Source organism: Salinarimonas chemoclinalis (assembly GCF_041514305.1).
Classification (GTDB): domain Bacteria; phylum Pseudomonadota; class Alphaproteobacteria; order Rhizobiales; family Beijerinckiaceae; genus Salinarimonas; species Salinarimonas chemoclinalis.
Genome location: NZ_JBGMWH010000015.1, coordinates 12257 through 28941 on the forward strand (window position 1 = coordinate 12257; position 16685 = coordinate 28941).

Sequence of the window (16685 nt, forward strand, 5' to 3'; positions counted from 1 at the left end):
CCCGGCGGGGCCGCGGGTTTCCGTCGCGTCGGGCGCTTCGCGGCGGCATGCGACTTGAAGCGCGCGCGAGAGAGCGCTAACCGTCGAGACCGCGCACACGAGGACGGACGAGCCGATGAACGCCCCTGTCGATCCCAAGAAGCTCATCAAGGGCGCCACCGGCGACTGGGAGGTCGTCGTCGGCATGGAGATCCACGCCCAGGTGAATTCCCAGGCGAAGCTGTTCTCCGGCGCCTCGACGGGCTTCGGTGCGGCGCCGAACTCGCACGTCTCGCTCGTCGACGCGGCGATGCCGGGCATGCTGCCCGTGATCAATCTCGAATGCGTCCGCCAGGCGGTGCGCACCGGCCTCGGGCTCAAGGCGCGGATCAACCTGCGCTCCATATTCGACCGAAAGAACTACTTCTACCCGGACCTGCCGCAGGGCTACCAGATCTCGCAGTACCAGCACCCGATCGTCGGCGAGGGCGAGGTCGTGGTAGACATGCTCGACGGGCCGTCCTTCACGGTGGGCATCGAGCGGCTGCACCTCGAGCAGGACGCGGGCAAGTCGATTCACGACCTGCACCCCACCATGTCCTACGTCGACCTCAACCGCTCCGGCGTGGCGCTGATGGAGATCGTCTCGAAGCCGGACATGCGCACGTCCGAGGAGGCCAAGGCCTACGTGACGAAGCTGCGCACCATCCTGCGCTATCTCGGCACCTGCGACGGCGACATGGAGAAAGGCAACCTGCGCGCGGACGTGAACGTCTCCGTGCGCCGCCCCGGCGAGCCGCTCGGCACGCGCTGCGAGATCAAGAACGTCAACTCGATCCGCTTCATCGGCCAGGCGATCGAGTACGAGGCCCGCCGGCAGATCGGCATCCTCGAGGACGGCGGCAGGATCGACCAGGAGACGCGCCTGTTCGACCCGGCCAAGGGCGAGACGCGCTCGATGCGCTCCAAGGAGGAGGCGCACGACTATCGCTACTTCCCCGATCCCGACCTCCTGCCGCTCGAGCTCGAGCAGGACTTCGTCGACGGCCTCGCCACCGGCCTGCCGGAGCTGCCCGACGAGAAGAAGGCGCGCTTCGTCGCCGACTACGGCCTCTCCCCCTACGATGCCGGCGTGCTCGTCGCCGATCGCGAGCAGGCGGACTATTTCGAGGCGGTGGCGAAGGGCCGCGACGGCAAGGCCGCCGCGAACTGGGTCATCAACGAGCTGTTCGGGCGCCTCAACAAGGAGGGGCTCGACATCGCCGCCTCGCCCGTCTCCGCCGACCAGCTCGGCGAGATCGTCGACCTCATCGCCGACGGAACCATCTCCGGCAAGATCGCCAAGGACCTGTTCGAGATCGTCTGGGCCGAGGGCGGCTCGCCCCGGCGGCTCGTCGAGGAGCGCGGCATGAAGCAGGTCACCGACACCGGCGCCATCGAGGCGGCGGTGGACGCGGTGATCGCGGCGAACCCCGACAAGGTCGAGCAGGCCAAGGCGAAGCCCTCGCTCGCCGGCTGGTTCGTCGGCCAGGTGATGAAGACGACCGGCGGCAAGGCGAACCCCCAGGCGGTGAACGCCCTCGTCAAGCAGAAGCTCGGGGTGGAATGACCCCGCGCATCCGCCCCGTCGGCCCCGACGATCTCGCGGCGGTGCGCGCGGCGCTCGTCGCGAGCTGGCACGCGACCTACGACGCGCTCCACGGCGCCGCCAAGGTGACGGAGATCACCGACCGCTGGCATGCGCTTCCCGCGCTCTCCCGGCAGGTGGATCGGCCGGGAACGGTCTTCCTGATGGCCGAGGGGGCGGACGGCGGCGTGCTGGGCTCGTCGCTGGCGCATGTCGACGAGGGCGAGGAGGCCTGCCTGCGCCGGCTCTACGTCGCGCCCGGCACGGAAGGGCGCGGGCTCGGCAGGCTCCTCCTCGACGAGACGCTGGCGCGGCTCGCCGAGCGCGCCGCCTGGCTCGAGGTCGAGCCCCGCAACACCCGCGCGATCCGCTTCTACGAGCGCGAAGGCTTCGTGCTCGACCGGCCGGCGCAGGGGTGCGGCGGGCGTGCCGATCTCGAGGCGGTGATCATGCGCCGCCCGGAGCGCCCGATCGCACGCGCGGTCGTGGACGCCGACGCGCAGGACCTCTTCGGGCTCCTGACGCTCGCCTTCGCCGAGTATCCCGGTTGCTACGTCGATCCGCACGACGACTACCCGGAGATCGTCCGGCCCGCGACGCGGCTCGCGCAGGCGAAGACCACGTTCTGGGTGATCGAGGATCGGTCCGGCCGCGTGCGCGCCTGCTGTGGTGTGACGGCGCCGGAGGCGGACGGCACGGCGGAGCTCACCAAGCTCTACGTGCGCCCCGACCAGCGCCGCCGCGGGCTCGGGGCGTGGCTGATCCGCCTCGTGGAGGACGCCGCCCGCGCCGCCGGTGCCCGCCGGCTCGTCCTGTACACGGACACCCGCTTCACGAAGGCACACCGGCTCTACGAGCACATGGGCTTTTCCCGATTCGGCGCGGAGCGGGTGCTTCACGACGTCTCGGGGTCGGTCGAGTACGGCTACGGGAAGGCGCTGGGGTAGAGTCCGCGGAACCCGCGCACGGCCCCCGCGCGTTGCGCCCGATACCGGCATCGCCAATCGATGGCGTTGCGCCTATGCTCTCGACCGGAGCCGCACGCGAGGAGGCCAGAGCCGTGACCACGATCGATCTCGGGCCGGCGGTGTCCGGCGAGCGCCGCGAGACGCGCCGGCGCGCGGGCAGGCTCTCCTACTACGTGGCCGGCGAGGGGCCGCCCGTCCTCCTGATCCACTCGATCAACGCCGCCGCCTCCGCCTACGAGATGCGCCCGCTCCACGAGCGCCTCTCGACGCACCGGCGCGTCTACACGGTGGATCTGCCGGGCTACGGCTTCTCGGACCGATCGGCGCGCCCCTACGACATCCGGCTCTTCACCAACGCCGTGCTCGACATGGCGGACGTCATTCGCGAGGCGCACGGGCCGCGGGCCTTCGACGCGGTCGCGCTGTCGCTGTCGTGCGAGTTCCTCGCCCGCGCCGCCCGCGAGGTGCCGGACGCCTTCGCGAGCCTCGCCTTCGTGACGCCGACCGGTTTCTCGAAGGGCTCGCACCGCAAGCGCGAGGCCCCGGAGACGCCGATGCGCGTGCCCGGCATGCGCTCCTTCCTGAACGCGCCCTGGGGCCGGCCGCTCTACCGCGCGCTCACCTCCGAGCGCTCGATTCGCTACTTCCTCCAGCGCACCTTCGGACGCAAGGACGTGCCGGAAGACCTCGTCGCCTACGACTGGCGCACGGCGCACCAGCCCGGCGCCGAGCGCGCGCCGTTCGCCTTCCTGTCGGGGAGCCTCTTCGCCCGCGACGTGCGTGTCCTCTACGAGGACCTGACGCTCCCCATCTACGTGCTCCACGGCACGAAGGGCGATTTCAAGGACTTCTCGGAGGCGAATTGGGCGATCGCCCGCCGGAACTGGCTGTTCTCGGCTTTCGACACCGGCGCGCTGGTGCATTTCGAGAAGCCCGACGAGTTCCTCGGCGCCTACCAGCGCTTCCTCGGCGACGTCGCCGGCATAAGGGCTGCTGCTAGCTGACGGAGTGTCCAGTTCCTGTTACGCTCGCGACAGGATGAACATCTTGACACCCCCTCCCGGCACGGCGCACCCCGTGCCCTTCGACGCCGAAACCGCCGGCCGCCCCCACGCCGTGGTGATCGGCGCCGGCTTCGGCGGCCTCGCCGCCGCCGTGCGCCTCGGCGCGCGTGGCTATCGCGTGACCATCGTCGAGAAACTCGACCAGCCCGGCGGCCGGGCGCGGGTCTTCCGCGAGGGGGCTTCACCTTCGACGCGGGCCCGACGCTGATCACGGCGCCGCAGCTCTTCGCCGAGCTGTGGGAGCTGTGTGGCAAGCGGATGGAGGACGACGTCGCGGTCGTCCCGCTCGACCCGTTCTACACGATCCGCTTCGACGACGGCGAGACCTTCCGCTACAGCGGCGACACGGCCGCCATGCGCGCCGAGATCGCGCGCCTCGCGCCCGGCGACCTCGCCGGCTACGAGCGGTTCATGAAGGTCTCGGAGGAGATCTGCCGCGTCGGCTTCGAGGAGCTCGGCCACGTGCCCTTCGCCTCCATCGGCGACATGCTGAAGGTCGCGCCGGACCTCGTGCGGCTGGGCGCGCAGCGCTCCGTCCACGGGCTCGTGTCGCGCCACTTCGCCGACGAGCGGCTGCGCACGGTGTTCAGCTTCCACCCTCTGCTGATCGGCGGAAACCCGTTCTCCGCCAGCGCGATATACGCGCTCATTCATCATCTGGAGAAGCGCTGGGGCGTGCACTACGCGGTCGGCGGCATCAACCGGCTGGTGTCGGGCATCGTCGGGCTGATCGAGGGCCAGGGCGGCCGCGTGCGGCTGTCGGCGCCGGTCGAGCGCATCCTGCTCGAAGGCCGGCGCGCCTGCGGGGTGCGGCTCGAGAGCGGCGAGATCATCCGCGCCGACATCGTCGTCTCGAACGCCGATTCGACGGCCACCTACGCGAAGCTCCTGCCGGACGCGCGGCGCACCCGCTGGGGACCCGCCCGCCAGCGGCTGGCGCAATGGTCGATGGGGCTGTTCGTCTGGTACTTCGGCACGAAGCGACGCTATGACGACGTCGGCCACCACACGATCCTGCTCGGGCCCCGCTACCGGGAGCTGCTCGACGACATCTTCCGGAAGAAGCACCTGGCCGAGGACTTCTCGCTCTACCTCCACCGCCCGAGCGCCAGCGACCCGAGCGTCGCGCCCGACGGCCACGACGCCTTCTACGTCCTCTCGCCGGTGCCGAACCTGCTCGGGACGACGAATTGGGACGAGACGGCGGAGGCCTACCGGCGGAAGGTCGTGCGCCGCCTGGAGGAGACGGTGCTTCCCGGCCTGTCCGACGAGATCGTCGTCTCGCGGCTGCTGACGCCGGCGGATTTCGAGCGCGACTACGCCTCGCTGCACGGGGCGGGCTTCGGGCTCGAGCCGGTGATGTGGCAATCGGCCTGGTTCCGGCCGCACAACCGCTCCGAGAGCATCGAGAACCTCTTCCTCGTGGGCGCCGGCACGCATCCCGGCGCGGGCATGCCCGGCGTGCTCTCCACCGCGCGCGTGCTCGACCGCGTCGTGCCCGATCCCGCACAGTTCCAGACGACGACAGCGAGGCCCCATGCGCGCACCTGACCGCCGCGAGCACCCGTCCGCGCAGGGCGACATCGCCGCCTGCGCCAACCTGCTGCGGGGCGGCTCGCGCTCCTTCCACGCGGCCTCGCGGGTGCTGCCCAGGCGCGTCGGTGAGCCGGCGGCGGCGCTCTACGCCTTCTGCCGGGTGGCGGACGACGCGGTCGACCACGGCCACGACCGGCACGCGGCGCTCGCCCTGCTGCGCGAGCGGCTCGACCGGGTCTATGCCGGCCACCCCGCGCCGCAGGCGATCGACCGCGCCTTCGCCGCGACGGTGACCCGCTACCGCATCCCTCGCGCGCTGCCCGAGGCGCTGCTCGAGGGCTTCGCCTGGGACGCGGAGGAGCGCACCTACGAGACGCTGTCGGACGTCGCCGCCTATGCCGCGCGGGTCGCGGGCACGGTGGGCGCGATGATGACGCTGATCATGGGCAGGCGCGAGCCCGCGGTGCTGGCGCGCGCCTGCGATCTGGGCGTCGCCATGCAGTTCACCAACATCGCCCGCGACGTCGGCGAGGACGCGGCCAACGGGCGGCTCTACCTGCCGCGGCAATGGCTGCGCGAGGCGGGCGTCGACGTGGCGGCCTTCCTCGCCGATCCGCGCCCCTGCGCGGGCGTGCACGCGGCGACGCGGCGCCTGCTGGTCGCGGCGGATGGGCTCTACGCCCGGGCGATCGCCGGGATCGCGGCGCTGCCGCGGGACTGCCGGCCCGGCATCCTGGCCGCGCGGACGCTCTACGCCGAAATCGGGCGGGTGGTGGAGCGCGGCGGGCCGACGAAGGCGCTCGAGCGCGCGGTCGTGCCGCGCACGCGCCAGCTCGCCCTCGTCGCCGGCGCGCTCGCCCGCGCCCCCTTCCTCGCCGCCCGTCCCGACGACACGCCGCCCCTCCCGGAGGTCGCGTTCCTGGTCGAGGCCGCCGTGGGCGCAGGCCGCCACGAACTGCCGCCCCAGGGCCTCGAGGAGCGCATCGCCTGGCTCGTCGACCTGTTCGAGCGGCTGGAGCGGCGCGACCCGGTGGGCTGAGGCGCTCCCTCATCCCGGCAGCGCGTAGGTCCCCGTCGCGTGGCAGACGGGCTCGTCGGCGCCCTCTGAGCGGATCGTCACCTCGCCCACGGCGAGACGGCGGCCGAGCTTGAGCAGGCGGGTGTCGGCGACGAGGGCGGCCCGGGGCGGCTTGCGCAGGAAGTTGAAGGAGAGGTTCGTCGTCACCGCGAGCGCCACCGGCCCGACATTGGCGAGGACGGCGACGTAGAGCGCGAGATCGGCGAGCGTCATCATCGCGGGTCCCGACAGCGTGCCGCCCGGGCGGACGTGCCGCGGGTGGAAGGCGAGCCGCATGCGCGCTTCCAGGGGACCCACGTGCTCGACCCGCCAGATCCGGCCGTCGAGGTAGATCTCGGGGAACTCGCGCTCGAGGAAGGCCTCGACCTCCGGTGCGCTCATCACCGGCGGGGTCGCGCGCTCGCGCATTGCCGGACGCTCGCTCATCGGGCACTCTCCCTCGACGCCGCGGGTCTCGCGCCCGCTCGGCGCATCCAAGCCCGCGCGCGACGCGAGATCAAGCGCACCCGCCGTTTCACCCGTCCGCCACCCGTGCGCCAGCGGAGGAGAGCATGAACGCCCATCCCGGCCTCGACGCGCCCCCGGTCCGCCGCGGCGACGAAGACGGCGTGTGCACGCTCACCCTCGACCGGCCACGCACCCGCAACGCCTTGTCGGACGCCACGATCGCGCTCCTCCACGAGACGCTCGACGCCGTCGCGGCCGACCGCTCGGTGCGCTGCGTGGTGCTGGCGGCGGAGGGGCCTGCCTTCTGCGCCGGGCACGACCTCAAGGAGATGACCGCCCGGCGCGCCGACGATGACCGCGGGCGGGCCTATTTCGAGGACCTGATGCGGCGCTGCTCGGCCATGATGCAGGCGATCGTGGCGCTGCCCCAGCCGGTGATCGCCGCCGTGGAGGGCGTCGCCACCGCCGCCGGCTGCCAGCTCGTCGCCACCTGCGATCTCGCCGTCGCCGGCGAGGGCGCGCGATTCGCCACGCCCGGCGTCAACATCGGCCTGTTCTGCTCGACGCCGATGGTGGCGCTCTCGCGCAACCTCGCGCACAAGCACGCGATGGAGATGCTCCTCCTCGGCGAGCCGGTCGACGCCCGCGAGGCGCACCGGCTCGGCCTCGTCAACCGCGTCGTGCCCGCCGGCGAGGCGCTCGCGCAGGCTCTGGCGCTCGCGCGTGCGATCGCCGGGCGCTCGACGCTCGCCGTCGCCACCGGCAAGCGGGCGTTCTACCGGCAGGCGGAGATGGGCCTCTCCGAGGCCTACGACTACGCGGCGTGGGTGATGGCGACGAACATGATGGCGCGCGACGCGGAGGAAGGCATCGAGGCCTTCGTCGAGAAGCGCCCGCCCACCTGGGAAGACCGATGACCAACGAAGCCGTTCCGCGCCGCGACACCGCCGCCCCGCTCGCCTATCCCGATGCCCTGATCCGCGACGTGCTCACCACGACCGAGTCGATCGCCCTCGTGGGTGCGTCGAGCAATCCGGCTCGGCCGAGCTTCATCGTGATGAAGTACCTCCTCGGCCGCGGCTTCGAGGTGATCCCGATCAATCCCGGACAGGCGGGCGGCGAGATCCTGGGCCGGCGCGTCTACGCGCGCCTCGCCGACCTCGATCGGCCGGTGGACATGGTCGAGATCTTCCGCAACTCGGCGGCGGCCGGCCCCATCGTCGACGACGCTCTGGCGCTGGAGCCGAAGCCGCGCACGATCTGGATGCAGCTCTCCGTGCGCAACGACGAGGCGGCCGCACGGGCCGAGGCGGCGGGCGTGCGGGTCGTGATGGATCGCTGCCCGAAGATCGAGTTCGGCCGCCTGTCGGGCGAGATCTCCTGGCAGGGGGTGAACTCCCGCGTGCTCTCGGCGCGCAAGCCCACCCGTGCCGCCGGCGGCGTGCAGAAGCTGACGCTCGGCCCGAAGCGCTCGTGAGCCCCGTGCGGGACGCCGACGGCGGCGCGCCGATTTCGGCGCTTCCCCGGCCGCACGCGGCGCGCTAGCGTCGCGCGCGCTCGCCCGAGGGCGAGCCCCACGAGGATTCGCGCGATCATGACCGCTCCCCGCTTCCTGCTCCACGGCATCTGGCTCTCGGGGCCGACCTACAAGGTCGCGCTCTTCCTCGCGCTGGCGGGGGAGCCCTTCGACTTCGAACTCGTCAACCTGCGCGAGGGCGCCCACAAGGCGCCGGGCTACGTGGCGCGCCAGCGCTACGGCCAGGTGCCGCTGCTGGAGGATCGCTCGAACGGGCGCGGCCTGTGCCAGGCGGCGTCGATCCTCGAGTACCTCGCCGACGTCACCGGCGAGATGGGCGGCGCCACCCTGGACGAGCGCATCCGCGCCCGCGAGTGGATGTTCTGGGACTACGACCGCTTCGCCGTGCCGATCTACCGCTGCCGCGGCGTGAAGCTCGGCCTGCGGCAGGCCCCGGAGGAGGCGGTGGCGATATGGACGGCCGAGGGCGAGGCGGCGCTCGCGGTGCTCGACGGGCATCTTCGGGGCCGCGACTTCGTCGTCGGCGAGGGGCCGACCATGGCCGACGTCGATCTCTACGGCGTCGCCTGCTACGCCGAGGCCGGCGGGTTCTCGCTCGAGGCGCTCCCGGCGCTGCGGGCCTGGATGGCGCGCATCGAGTCGCTTCCGGGCTTCGGGCCGCCGGACGCGATCGTGCCGAAGGAGACGAGGATCACCGCGTGAGCGACTTCGTCCTGCGCGAGGCGCGCACGAGCGACCTCGAGGCGATCGTGCGCCTCTACGCCGCCGACACGCTCGGCGGCCACGACGACGCCTGGACCGACGAGACCGCGCCCGCCTACGCGGCGGCCTTCGCGCGCATCGTCACCAGCGAGGACCACAGGGTCTTCGTCGCCGAGGCTGGGGGCCGCATCGTCGGCACCTTCCAGGTGAGCGTCATCCCCTGCCTCGTCGATCGCGGCGCGACGCGGGTGCGCATCGAATCGGTGCACGTCGATCCCGCGCGGCGCTCGCAGGGGATCGGCACGTCTCTCGTCGCCCATGCCGAGGCGTGGGCGCGGGAGCACGGCGCGGCCTTCGTCGAACTCGCCTCGAACGCGTCGCGCGTGGACGCGCACCGGTTCTACGGGCGACTCGGCTACGGGCAGACGCATCTGGGCTTCAAGAAGGTGCTGTGACGGCCGCCCGAGCGGCCCGTCACAGCCGCGCCAGCCGCTCCGTCAGGAGGGCGAAGAAGCCGTCGGCGTCGATCTCGCGCAGCATCGTGGCGTTGGGGGCGGCGTCGACGACGCCCCACCAGTCCACCACCGTCATGCCGCGGGTGAGCTCCGAGCCGGTCTCGACCGCCACGTGGACGCGCTTTCCGCGGAACAGGTCGGGGCGCAGCAGCCAGGCGATCACGCAGGGGTCGTGCAGCGGCCCGCCGTCGGTGCCGTACTTCGCCTCGTCGAAGCGCTCGAAGAAGTCGAGCCAGCCGGCCACGGCCTGCGACAGCGGCGTCCCGAGCGCGCGGATGGCCGCCGTCCGCTTGGCCGTCGTCAGCGCCCTGTGGGTGCAGTCGAGGGGGATGAAGGTGACGTCCGCGCCGGAGGCGAAGACGCGCTGCGCGGCCTCCGGGTCGACGTAGACGTTGAACTCGGCCGCGGGCGTGCGGTTGCCGCCCTCGAACACGCCGCCCCCCATCAGCACGATTCCCTGGAGCCGCTCCGCGAGGCGCGGCTCCTTGGCGAGCGCGAGCGCGATGTTGGTGAGCGGTGCGAGCGGGCAGAGCGTGACGGTCCGCGGCGGGCGGCTCATCACCGTCTCGACGATGAAGTCCACCGCGTGACGCGAATCGAGCGGCATCGTCGGCTCGGGCAGATCGGCGCCGTCGAGGCCGGTCTTGCCGTGGACGTACTCCGCCGTGACGAGGGGGCGCAGCAGCGGCCGGTCGGCCCCGGCGAAGGCCGGCACGTCGGTGCGCCCGGCGAGCTCCAGCACCTTGCGCACGTTCACGCTCGTCAGCGCGAGCGGCACGTTGCCGGCGACCGCGCACACGCCCAGGACCTCGAGTTCGGGGGAAGCCAGCGCGAGCAGGATCGCGATCGCGTCGTCCTGGCCGGGATCGGTGTCGATGATGATGGCACGGGTCACGACGGCTCTCCGGTGTGCGTGCGAAGCGCCGCCTCGATGGCGGCACGGGTGGGGGAGGCGGCCTGGGCGCCCACCGCGAGGCAGGCGAGGGCGCCGGCGACCGCGGCGCGCGCGAGCGCCTCGCCGGGCGGGAGGTGCTCGGCGAGCGCCGCGGCGAGCGAGCCGACGAAGGCGTCTCCGGCGCCGGTCGTGTCGATGGGCTCGACGGGGAGCGCGGGCACGTGCAGCGTCTCACCGCCGCGCGTCGCGGCGCGCGCGCCGGCGGCACCGAGCGTGACGACGACGTCGGCATCGCAGCGCGCGGCGAGCGCGGCGTCGCGGGCCGCGCCGTCCGGACCGGGGAGGGCGAGGAGGGCGCAGAGCGCGTCGGCCTCGTGGGTGTTGAGGACGAGGACGTCGGTCGCCGCGAGGAGGGCGTCGAGCGCGGCGCGATCCGGGTTCGTCGGCACCGGGGCGAGGTTGAGGACGACGCGCGCGCCGGCCTGCGCGCCCATCCGCGCCGCGGCGGCGACGGCCGCGAGCGGCACCTCCATCTGCAGCACGAGCACCGCGGCACCGACGAGGAGCGGCGCCAACCCGTCGGCCCGGGCGAGCGCGTTCGCGCCGGACGCGACGGTGATGGCGTTCTCGCCATCCTCGTCGACGGCGATGAAGGCGACGCCGGTGGGCGCGTCGCTGGTCTCGAGCGGGGAGGGGTCGACGCCGTTCTGCGCGAGGTTGGTGCGAGCGGCCGAGCCGAGGGGATCGTCCCCAACCGCACCCGCCATGGCGACGCGGATCGCCCCGCCGGCGGCTCGGGCGGCGGCGATGGCCTGGTTGGCGCCCTTGCCGCCGTGGTGGCGCTCGTGGGTGGGCGCGAGCACGGTCTCGCCCGGACGCGGGATGCGCGGCACGCGCGCCACGAGATCGACATTGACCGAGCCGAACACGACGATCATGCGCGCCCCTCCGCGACCCCGATGGCCGAGGACCATCGTTTAGCGCGGCTGCGCCGGTGTGCAACCTTCGACACCGGTCGGGAGCCGAACGGAGTTGGCACCTCGCGCGCGTCCTGCTACCGTTCGCCACCGGCATCGCGCCCCGAGCGGGCCGGCTTTCGGAGAACGCCAATGGCCTGCGTCGAAGCCCGCGAGGGACGACCGCGCATCCTCGTCGTGGAGGACGAGTACTTCATCGCGGACGATCTCGCCCAGGCGCTGGCGGCGGAGGGCGCGGAGGTGATCGGGCCCGTCGGCGACCCGCGCGAGGCGCTCGCGCTGATCGCCCGCGAGCGGATCGACCGCGCCGTGCTCGACATCAACCTGCGCGGCGAGCTCGTCTTCGAGGTGGCCAGCGCCCTGAAGGCGCGGGGCGTGCCCTTCGTCTTCGCGACGGGCTACGGCGCCAATGTCGTGCCCAGCGGTCTCGGCGACGTGCCGCGCTGGGAGAAGCCCTTCGACGCCACCAGCCTCGCGCGCTTCCTCGCGACGGGACTCGCCGCCTGACGGCGGTGGCCGCCGCTCCCGCCGGCCGCGCCCACCCGCGTCACAGCCGCCCGGCGGCGGCGAGGTGGCGGCGGAGGATCGCCACGTTGCGCTTGTTGGCCTTGTAGAGCGCGTCGAACACGAAGCCGAGCACGGGAACGGCGCCGAGCACGCTGTCGAGCCCGATGTTGGCGAGCATCGCCGCCAGCGTCGCGCGCGGCGCGCCGAGGCGATAGGCCTCGATCACGACGTAGGCGGACACGCCCGCGCCGACGAACGAGCCGACCACCGGCACGATGCTCAGGATCGGATCGAGGCCGAAGGTGAAGCGCGTGCCCGGCACGCGGATCGAGGAATCGAGCAGGCGCGCCAGGGCCTCGAGCCGTTCGCTGGCGCGGCGGGCGTGGTCGCGGCGGGCCTCCCGGTCGTAGCTTCGGCCGGCGTCGGCGCCGGGGCCGTAGGTGCTGGCTGTATCGGTCACGGGCGTGCTCCCGGCTGAGTGCGGTCTCGAGATGGTGTCGACGACCCGAACGCGCGAACGGCGCGGAGGGTCCGATCGTCGCGCAGATGCCGCTTGACGGACGGGTCGGCGAGGCGCAGCGTCCCGTCGCCCGGACCGCCGCCCGCGCGGCCGGACCGCTTCGGCGGCTGGCGGGTCGGACGACATCCGTGCTCGATCGCGAGCTGATCTCCAGGGGCATGGCGGCGCGCTTCTTCCTCGCCGCGGCGCTGGTTCTGGCGTGCGCCTATCTCAGGCCGGTCGACGCGGTCGCGCTGCCTGCGCCGACCGCGCCCGCCTGCGTCGCCGCGCACGCGGCTGCCGCCGTCCTCGACGCCGATGCCCGGTACGCGGGCCTGCGGCTCGAGGGTGCGCGGACGCAGACGCTCGGGCCCAAGCCTTCCCGCGACGGCCGGCCCGCGCCGCGCCGTCCGCGCGTGCCCGCGCGCAGCGCCGCACGTCGTGCGCCGTCTCTGCCGGAGCGGGCCGGGGTAGCCGGGTCCGGCGCACGCCCCCGCGCCCATGCCGCGCGCGGGCCTCCCGGCAGGCCGCCCGCCGCCGCCTGACCCCCACCGATCCCGATACTTCGAGGCCGCGGTCCCGCGCGCGTCCGCAGCGACGCCCGGACCGGCCCGCATGCGCCTTCCTTCGACGGGGAAGGCGGGAGACCTCCCATGTCGATCCTCCACGGAACCGTTCTTCTCGCGCTGGGCGTCGCGCTCACCTATGCCGGCATGCCCAACGCCGCCGGCGTGTCGCCGCGCTTCGTGCGCGGCTTCCTCGGCGAGACGTTCTACCCGCTGTTGTGCACGGGCCTCGTCGTGCTGGGCTTCAGCACGATGCTCGCGGTCGCCCTCGAGCGCATCTGAGCCGTCCGCCCGCGAAGACGACGACGCCCGCGGGGAGGTCTCTCCCCGCGGGCGTCGCGAACGTCTCCCGAGGTCGTGCCCGGCTCAGGCGACCCCGTCGGCCACGCGATAGGCGCCCTGCGTCTTCGCCGCGATCTCGTCGAGGGTGACTCCCTCGGCGAGCTCGACCAGCGTCATGCCGCCGTCGCCGTGCTTGTCGATGGCGAAGACGCCGAGATCGGTGATCACCATGTCGACGACGCGGGTGCCGGTGAGCGGCAGGTCGCAGGCCTCCAGGAGCTTGGGCGCCTCCGAGCCGTCCTTGCCCTTGGCGACGTGCTCCATGACGACGACGACCTTCTTCACGCCGGCGACGAGGTCCATGGCGCCGCCCATGCCCTTGACCATCTTGCCCGGAATCATCCAGTTGGCGAGGTCGCCGTTCCGGGCCACCTGCATGGCGCCCAGGATGGACAGGTCGATGTGGCCGCCGCGGATCATCGCGAACGAGTCGGCGGAGGAGAAGTAGCTCGTCGTCGGCAGCTCGGTGATCGTCTGCTTGCCGGCATTGATCAGGTCGGCGTCCTCCTCGCCTTCGTAGGGGAACGGGCCCATGCCGAGCATGCCGTTCTCGCTCTGCAGCTGAACGGTCATCCCCTCGGGGATGTAGTTCGACACCAGCGTGGGGATGCCGATGCCGAGATTGACGTAGAAGCCGTCGCGCAGCTCACGGGCGGCACGCGCGGCCATCTGCTCACGGGTCCAGGGCATGGTCTGTCGCCTCCCTCAAGCCGCCCGCGGGCGGGTGGTGCGCTGCTCGATGTGCTTCTTGGCGTTCGGCACGTGGATGATCCGCTGCACGAAGATGCCGGGCGTGTGAACCTGGTCCGGGTCCATGTCCTTGGGCTCGACGAGGTGCTCGACCTCGGCGACGGTCGCCTCGGCGGCGGTGGCCATCATCGGGTTGAAGTTGCGCGCGGTCTTCCGGTAGATCAGGTTGCCTTCCGTGTCGCCCTTCCAGGCGTGGACGATGGCGAGGTCGGCGAAGAGGCCGCGCTCCATCACGTAGGTCTCGCCGTCGAACTCGCGCACCTCCTTGCCCTCGGCGATCAGCGTGCCCACGCCCGTCTTGGTGAAGAAGGCGGGGATGCCCGCGCCGCCCGCGCGGATGCGCTCGGCGAGCGTGCCCTGCGGGTTGAACTCCAGCTCGAGCTCGCCGGCGAGGTATTGCTGCGCGAAGGTCTTGTTCTCGCCGACGTAGGACGAGATCATCTTCCGGATCTGGCGGGTCTCGAGCAGGACGCCGAGCCCGACGCCGTCGACGCCGGCGTTGTTCGAGATCACGGTCAGCCCCTTCACGCCCGAGAGCTCGATCGCTCCGATCAGCGTCTCGGGAATGCCGCACAGGCCGAAGCCGCCGGCCATGATCGTCATGTCGTCCTTCAACAGCCCCGCGAGCGCCGCCGTCGCGTCGGGATAGACCTTCTTCATGGCCGTCCGCCTCCAGGTTCGGGTTCGCGTCTCCTGTACAGGATCGGTGCGGGGGGAGGCAACGCGTTGCGGTGCACGATCACGGCGCACGGCGGTCCGGTCGCTGCGCTCACTCCCGCGGCGGCTCTCCTGCGTCGCGCCGGCGCTGGAGCGTGTCGGAGAATGCCGCGGCGAGGATGCCGGTGGGCATCGCGATGAGGCCGATGCCGACGACCGCCGTCGCGGCGGCCAGCACGCGGCCGAGCGCCGTGACGGGATAGATGTCGCCGTAGCCGACCGTCGTCAGCGTCGCGACCGACCACCACATCGCCCGGGGAATGCTGCCGAAGGCGTCGGGCTGCACGCCGCTCTCCACGAGGTAGAGGAGCGTGGAGGACAGCAGGAGCAGGACGAGCGCGGCGGCGCTCGTCACGGCGAGCTCGTAGCGGCGCGCCCGGAGCGCCTCCGAGAGCGCCTCGCCCGCGATGGAGAAGCGGCCCAGGCGCGCGAGCCGCAGGACGCGTGCGAGGCGAAGGAGCCGCAGGACGACGCCGTTGCCTTCCGCGAGCGGCGCGGTGAGCGAGGCGAGGGCGAGGAGGTCGACGAGCGCCATCGGCGTCATCGCCCAGCGCAGGCGCCCGATCATGCCGCGATAGCGCGGGTCCTCGCCGGCGCACCAGACCCGGGCGGCGTATTCCAGGGCGAAGAGGAGCGCGAAGCCGAGCTCGACCGCCCGCAGCAGGCCCTCCCGTCCGGCCGAGACGGCCGGCTCCGTCTCGAGGACGACGAGCGCCGTCGAGGCGAGGATCAGGGCGACGATGCAGCGGTTGAGCGCGGAGAGGCCGGGCCGCGAGCGGGCCTTCGGGTCGAGCTGACGCGTGAGGGCGGCGCGGAGGGACACGGGCGGGGAGGGCGCTCTCGAGAGGGTCGGGGCAGACGAGCCGAGGGAGTCGTCCGGCGCCCGATTCGTCAATCGACGATCGTCCGGCCGTGTGCGTTTCTCACAGCTCCCTGTACCGATCCCCACCGAGTCCCTCCTCTCTGCGCAGGCCGACGTCGCGCAGCAGGCGATCGTCGAGGTGGGCGAGCGAGCGGGCGCTCAGGCGCGCGGGGCTCGTGGGGCGCACGCCGAGCGCGAGCAGCAATCGAACGAGCGCCCGCCTCAGCAGGAACCAGCGCAGCGGCCAAGCCGACCCGCGGACGCGGCGGGAGGGCGGGGGGACGGGGAAGGCGGGGTCGGGACGCATGGGAGCCTCGCGGTTTGACGGGGGAGGCTCGCAGGGATAGAACCTCGAGTAATGTCGAGGTCAAGGGGGCGTGCATGGCGGCGCGCATCGATCGGTCGATCCTGCTCGGGCCCGGCGAGGTGGCCCGCCGGGCCGGCGTCGCGGTCTCGACGCTGCACTTCTACGAGGCGCAGGGGCTGATCGAGTCGATCCGTACGGCCGGAAACCAGCGCCGCTACGCCCGGGACGTGCTGCGGCGGATCGCGATCGTGCGCGTGGGCCAGCGCGTCGGCATCCCGCTCGCGGAGATCCGTGCGGCCTTCGACGCGCTGCCGGCGCACCGCGCCATCAACGCGGCGGACTGGGCGCGGCTCTCGTCGGGCTGGCGGGACGAGATCGACGCGCGCATCGCGCTCCTGTCGAAGCTGCGCGACGATCTCTCGGCGTGCATCGGCTGCGGCTGCCTCTCGCTGGAAGACTGCTCGCTGCGCAACCAGGGCGACCGGCTTTCTCGCGAGGGACCGGGCGCGCATTTCCCGCCGCCGCCGTCCGCTCAGAAGAAGTAGGCGACGATCGCGATGGCCGCTACGACGAAGACCGCCGCCGAGATCAGGCCGAGCCTGCCCATGTAGCGGGCCTGGGCGTTCTCGTCCGGGTTCGGGTCGACGTTGTCGATCCGCCCCGGCTCGCGCCGGGCCGGAGCGCCGGACTTGCGGCGCTTCCAGGTCTGGTACGCGCCGAAGGCGATGGCGAGCCCGAGCAGGACCGGCATCACGATGATGGTCAAAGACCAGATGAGACCTTGTGCACCGTCGACGTCCACGCGTCATC

Annotated in this window: 21 protein-coding genes and 1 pseudogene; 13 read left to right on the forward strand and 9 right to left on the reverse strand. The window is 72.6% G+C overall.

The genetic code is table 11. The annotated features are described in order from the left end of the window. Positions 1-115: 115 nt before the first annotated feature. The 5 genes and pseudogenes from gatB to AB9M23_RS18140 all read left to right on the forward strand — a co-directional run bounded on the left by gatB (position 116) and on the right by AB9M23_RS18140 (position 6213). Complete coding sequence (gene gatB, locus AB9M23_RS18120; protein ID WP_372425988.1) at positions 116-1588, forward strand: Asp-tRNA(Asn)/Glu-tRNA(Gln) amidotransferase subunit GatB; 1473 nt, start codon at positions 116-118, stop codon at positions 1586-1588. Continuing rightward, entirely contained in the window at positions 1585-2553 is a 969-nt protein-coding gene (locus AB9M23_RS18125) for a GNAT family N-acetyltransferase (protein WP_372425989.1), read from the forward strand. The genes gatB and AB9M23_RS18125 overlap by 4 nt, the downstream gene beginning before the upstream one ends. Positions 2554-2666: 113 nt before the next feature. Further along, the gene (locus AB9M23_RS18130) at positions 2667-3578 is read left to right on the forward strand and encodes an alpha/beta fold hydrolase (protein ID WP_372425990.1); all 912 of its coding nucleotides are present in this window, start codon (positions 2667-2669) and stop codon (positions 3576-3578) included. Positions 3579-3612: 34 nt separating this feature from the next. Next, positions 3613-5189, forward strand: a pseudogene (gene crtI / locus AB9M23_RS18135) (phytoene desaturase family protein). Beyond that, complete coding sequence (locus tag AB9M23_RS18140; protein ID WP_372425991.1) at positions 5176-6213, forward strand: phytoene/squalene synthase family protein; 1038 nt, start codon at positions 5176-5178, stop codon at positions 6211-6213. Before crtI ends, AB9M23_RS18140 begins: the two are co-directional and overlap by 14 nt. A 9-nt stretch (positions 6214-6222) precedes the next feature. Here AB9M23_RS18140 and AB9M23_RS18145 read toward each other — a convergent pair whose 3' ends face one another. Beyond that, the gene (locus tag AB9M23_RS18145; RefSeq protein ID WP_372425992.1) at positions 6223-6678 is read right to left on the reverse strand and encodes a PaaI family thioesterase; all 456 of its coding nucleotides are present in this window, start codon (positions 6676-6678) and stop codon (positions 6223-6225) included. A 125-nt stretch (positions 6679-6803) separates the two neighbouring features. Between AB9M23_RS18145 and AB9M23_RS18150 the strand changes: the two genes are divergently transcribed. The 4 genes from AB9M23_RS18150 to AB9M23_RS18165 all read left to right on the forward strand — a co-directional run bounded on the left by AB9M23_RS18150 (position 6804) and on the right by AB9M23_RS18165 (position 9393). Then, the gene (locus AB9M23_RS18150) at positions 6804-7616 is read left to right on the forward strand and encodes an enoyl-CoA hydratase (protein ID WP_372425993.1); all 813 of its coding nucleotides are present in this window, start codon (positions 6804-6806) and stop codon (positions 7614-7616) included. Further along, on the forward strand, positions 7613-8176 hold the full coding sequence (locus AB9M23_RS18155; RefSeq protein ID WP_372425994.1) for a CoA-binding protein: 564 nt from the start codon (positions 7613-7615) through the stop codon (positions 8174-8176). The genes AB9M23_RS18150 and AB9M23_RS18155 overlap by 4 nt, the downstream gene beginning before the upstream one ends. Positions 8177-8293: 117 nt before the next feature. Then, on the forward strand, positions 8294-8938 hold the full coding sequence (locus tag AB9M23_RS18160; protein WP_372425995.1) for a glutathione S-transferase family protein: 645 nt from the start codon (positions 8294-8296) through the stop codon (positions 8936-8938). Further along, positions 8935-9393 (forward strand): GNAT family N-acetyltransferase, encoded by a 459-nt coding sequence (locus tag AB9M23_RS18165; protein WP_372425996.1) that lies wholly within the window; start codon positions 8935-8937, stop codon positions 9391-9393. The genes AB9M23_RS18160 and AB9M23_RS18165 overlap by 4 nt, the downstream gene beginning before the upstream one ends. Positions 9394-9412: 19 nt before the next feature. On the opposite strand, the gene AB9M23_RS18170 is transcribed toward AB9M23_RS18165, so the two are convergent. Beyond that, the gene (locus AB9M23_RS18170; RefSeq protein WP_372425997.1) at positions 9413-10348 is read right to left on the reverse strand and encodes a nucleoside hydrolase; all 936 of its coding nucleotides are present in this window, start codon (positions 10346-10348) and stop codon (positions 9413-9415) included. Continuing rightward, entirely contained in the window at positions 10345-11286 is a 942-nt protein-coding gene (locus AB9M23_RS18175; RefSeq protein ID WP_372425998.1) for a PfkB family carbohydrate kinase, read from the reverse strand. The genes AB9M23_RS18170 and AB9M23_RS18175 overlap by 4 nt, the downstream gene beginning before the upstream one ends. Positions 11287-11457: 171 nt before the next feature. On the opposite strand from AB9M23_RS18175, the gene AB9M23_RS18180 reads away from it, so the two are divergent. Continuing rightward, on the forward strand, positions 11458-11832 hold the full coding sequence (locus AB9M23_RS18180) for a response regulator (protein WP_372425999.1): 375 nt from the start codon (positions 11458-11460) through the stop codon (positions 11830-11832). Positions 11833-11872: 40 nt separating this feature from the next. Here AB9M23_RS18180 and AB9M23_RS18185 read toward each other — a convergent pair whose 3' ends face one another. After that, on the reverse strand, positions 11873-12292 hold the full coding sequence (locus tag AB9M23_RS18185; RefSeq protein ID WP_372426000.1) for a DUF4112 domain-containing protein: 420 nt from the start codon (positions 12290-12292) through the stop codon (positions 11873-11875). A gap of 188 nt (positions 12293-12480) precedes the next feature. On the opposite strand from AB9M23_RS18185, the gene AB9M23_RS18190 reads away from it, so the two are divergent. Next, positions 12481-12876, forward strand: a complete 396-nt coding sequence (locus AB9M23_RS18190) for a hypothetical protein (protein WP_372426001.1) — start codon at positions 12481-12483, stop codon at positions 12874-12876. A 108-nt stretch (positions 12877-12984) separates the two neighbouring features. Continuing rightward, a complete protein-coding gene (locus AB9M23_RS18195; RefSeq protein ID WP_372426002.1) occupies positions 12985-13179 on the forward strand; it encodes a hypothetical protein in 195 nt (64 codons plus the stop codon). Positions 13180-13263: 84 nt separating this feature from the next. On the opposite strand, the gene AB9M23_RS18200 is transcribed toward AB9M23_RS18195, so the two are convergent. From AB9M23_RS18200 to AB9M23_RS18215, 4 genes are all read right to left on the reverse strand, one after another. Further along, positions 13264-13929, reverse strand: coding sequence for a 3-oxoacid CoA-transferase subunit B (locus tag AB9M23_RS18200; protein WP_372426003.1), 666 nt, complete (start codon positions 13927-13929; stop codon positions 13264-13266). 15 nt (positions 13930-13944) lie between these two features. Beyond that, a complete protein-coding gene (locus AB9M23_RS18205) occupies positions 13945-14649 on the reverse strand; it encodes a CoA transferase subunit A (RefSeq protein WP_372426004.1) in 705 nt (234 codons plus the stop codon). 109 nt (positions 14650-14758) lie between these two features. Then, positions 14759-15529: a potassium channel family protein gene (locus tag AB9M23_RS18210; protein ID WP_372426005.1), complete on the reverse strand. Its 771-nt coding sequence runs from the start codon at positions 15527-15529 to the stop codon at positions 14759-14761. Between the two features lie 100 nt (positions 15530-15629). After that, complete coding sequence (locus AB9M23_RS18215; protein WP_372426006.1) at positions 15630-15875, reverse strand: YjiS-like domain-containing protein; 246 nt, start codon at positions 15873-15875, stop codon at positions 15630-15632. Between the two features lie 74 nt (positions 15876-15949). On the opposite strand from AB9M23_RS18215, the gene soxR reads away from it, so the two are divergent. Next, the gene (soxR, locus tag AB9M23_RS18220) at positions 15950-16420 is read left to right on the forward strand and encodes a redox-sensitive transcriptional activator SoxR (RefSeq protein ID WP_372426007.1); all 471 of its coding nucleotides are present in this window, start codon (positions 15950-15952) and stop codon (positions 16418-16420) included. On the opposite strand, the gene AB9M23_RS18225 is transcribed toward soxR, so the two are convergent. Next, positions 16408-16677 (reverse strand): hypothetical protein, encoded by a 270-nt coding sequence (locus AB9M23_RS18225; protein WP_372426008.1) that lies wholly within the window; start codon positions 16675-16677, stop codon positions 16408-16410. The genes soxR and AB9M23_RS18225 overlap by 13 nt on opposite strands. Between the last annotated feature and the right edge of the window lie 8 nt (positions 16678-16685).

Excerpts from the sequence above, each read along its gene's own strand:
- gatB (WP_372425988.1), top strand. The coding sequence starts at position 116 with ATGAACGCCCCTGTCGATCCCAAGAAGCTCATCAAGGGCGCCACCGGC.
- AB9M23_RS18195 (WP_372426002.1), top strand. The coding sequence starts at position 12,985 with ATGTCGATCCTCCACGGAACCGTTCTTCTCGCGCTGGGCGTCGCGCTC.
- AB9M23_RS18175 (WP_372425998.1), bottom strand. The coding sequence starts at position 11,286 with ATGATCGTCGTGTTCGGCTCGGTCAATGTCGATCTCGTGGCGCGCGTG.
- AB9M23_RS18160 (WP_372425995.1), top strand. The coding sequence starts at position 8,294 with ATGACCGCTCCCCGCTTCCTGCTCCACGGCATCTGGCTCTCGGGGCCG.
- soxR (WP_372426007.1), top strand. The coding sequence starts at position 15,950 with ATGGCGGCGCGCATCGATCGGTCGATCCTGCTCGGGCCCGGCGAGGTG.
- AB9M23_RS18145 (WP_372425992.1), bottom strand. The coding sequence starts at position 6,678 with ATGAGCGAGCGTCCGGCAATGCGCGAGCGCGCGACCCCGCCGGTGATG.
- AB9M23_RS18150 (WP_372425993.1), top strand. The coding sequence starts at position 6,804 with ATGAACGCCCATCCCGGCCTCGACGCGCCCCCGGTCCGCCGCGGCGAC.
- AB9M23_RS18125 (WP_372425989.1), top strand. The coding sequence starts at position 1,585 with ATGACCCCGCGCATCCGCCCCGTCGGCCCCGACGATCTCGCGGCGGTG.
- AB9M23_RS18215 (WP_372426006.1), bottom strand. The coding sequence starts at position 15,875 with ATGCGTCCCGACCCCGCCTTCCCCGTCCCCCCGCCCTCCCGCCGCGTC.
- AB9M23_RS18180 (WP_372425999.1), top strand. The coding sequence starts at position 11,458 with ATGGCCTGCGTCGAAGCCCGCGAGGGACGACCGCGCATCCTCGTCGTG.
- AB9M23_RS18200 (WP_372426003.1), bottom strand. The coding sequence starts at position 13,929 with ATGCCCTGGACCCGTGAGCAGATGGCCGCGCGTGCCGCCCGTGAGCTG.
- AB9M23_RS18205 (WP_372426004.1), bottom strand. The coding sequence starts at position 14,649 with ATGAAGAAGGTCTATCCCGACGCGACGGCGGCGCTCGCGGGGCTGTTG.
- AB9M23_RS18155 (WP_372425994.1), top strand. The coding sequence starts at position 7,613 with ATGACCAACGAAGCCGTTCCGCGCCGCGACACCGCCGCCCCGCTCGCC.
- AB9M23_RS18140 (WP_372425991.1), top strand. The coding sequence starts at position 5,176 with ATGCGCGCACCTGACCGCCGCGAGCACCCGTCCGCGCAGGGCGACATC.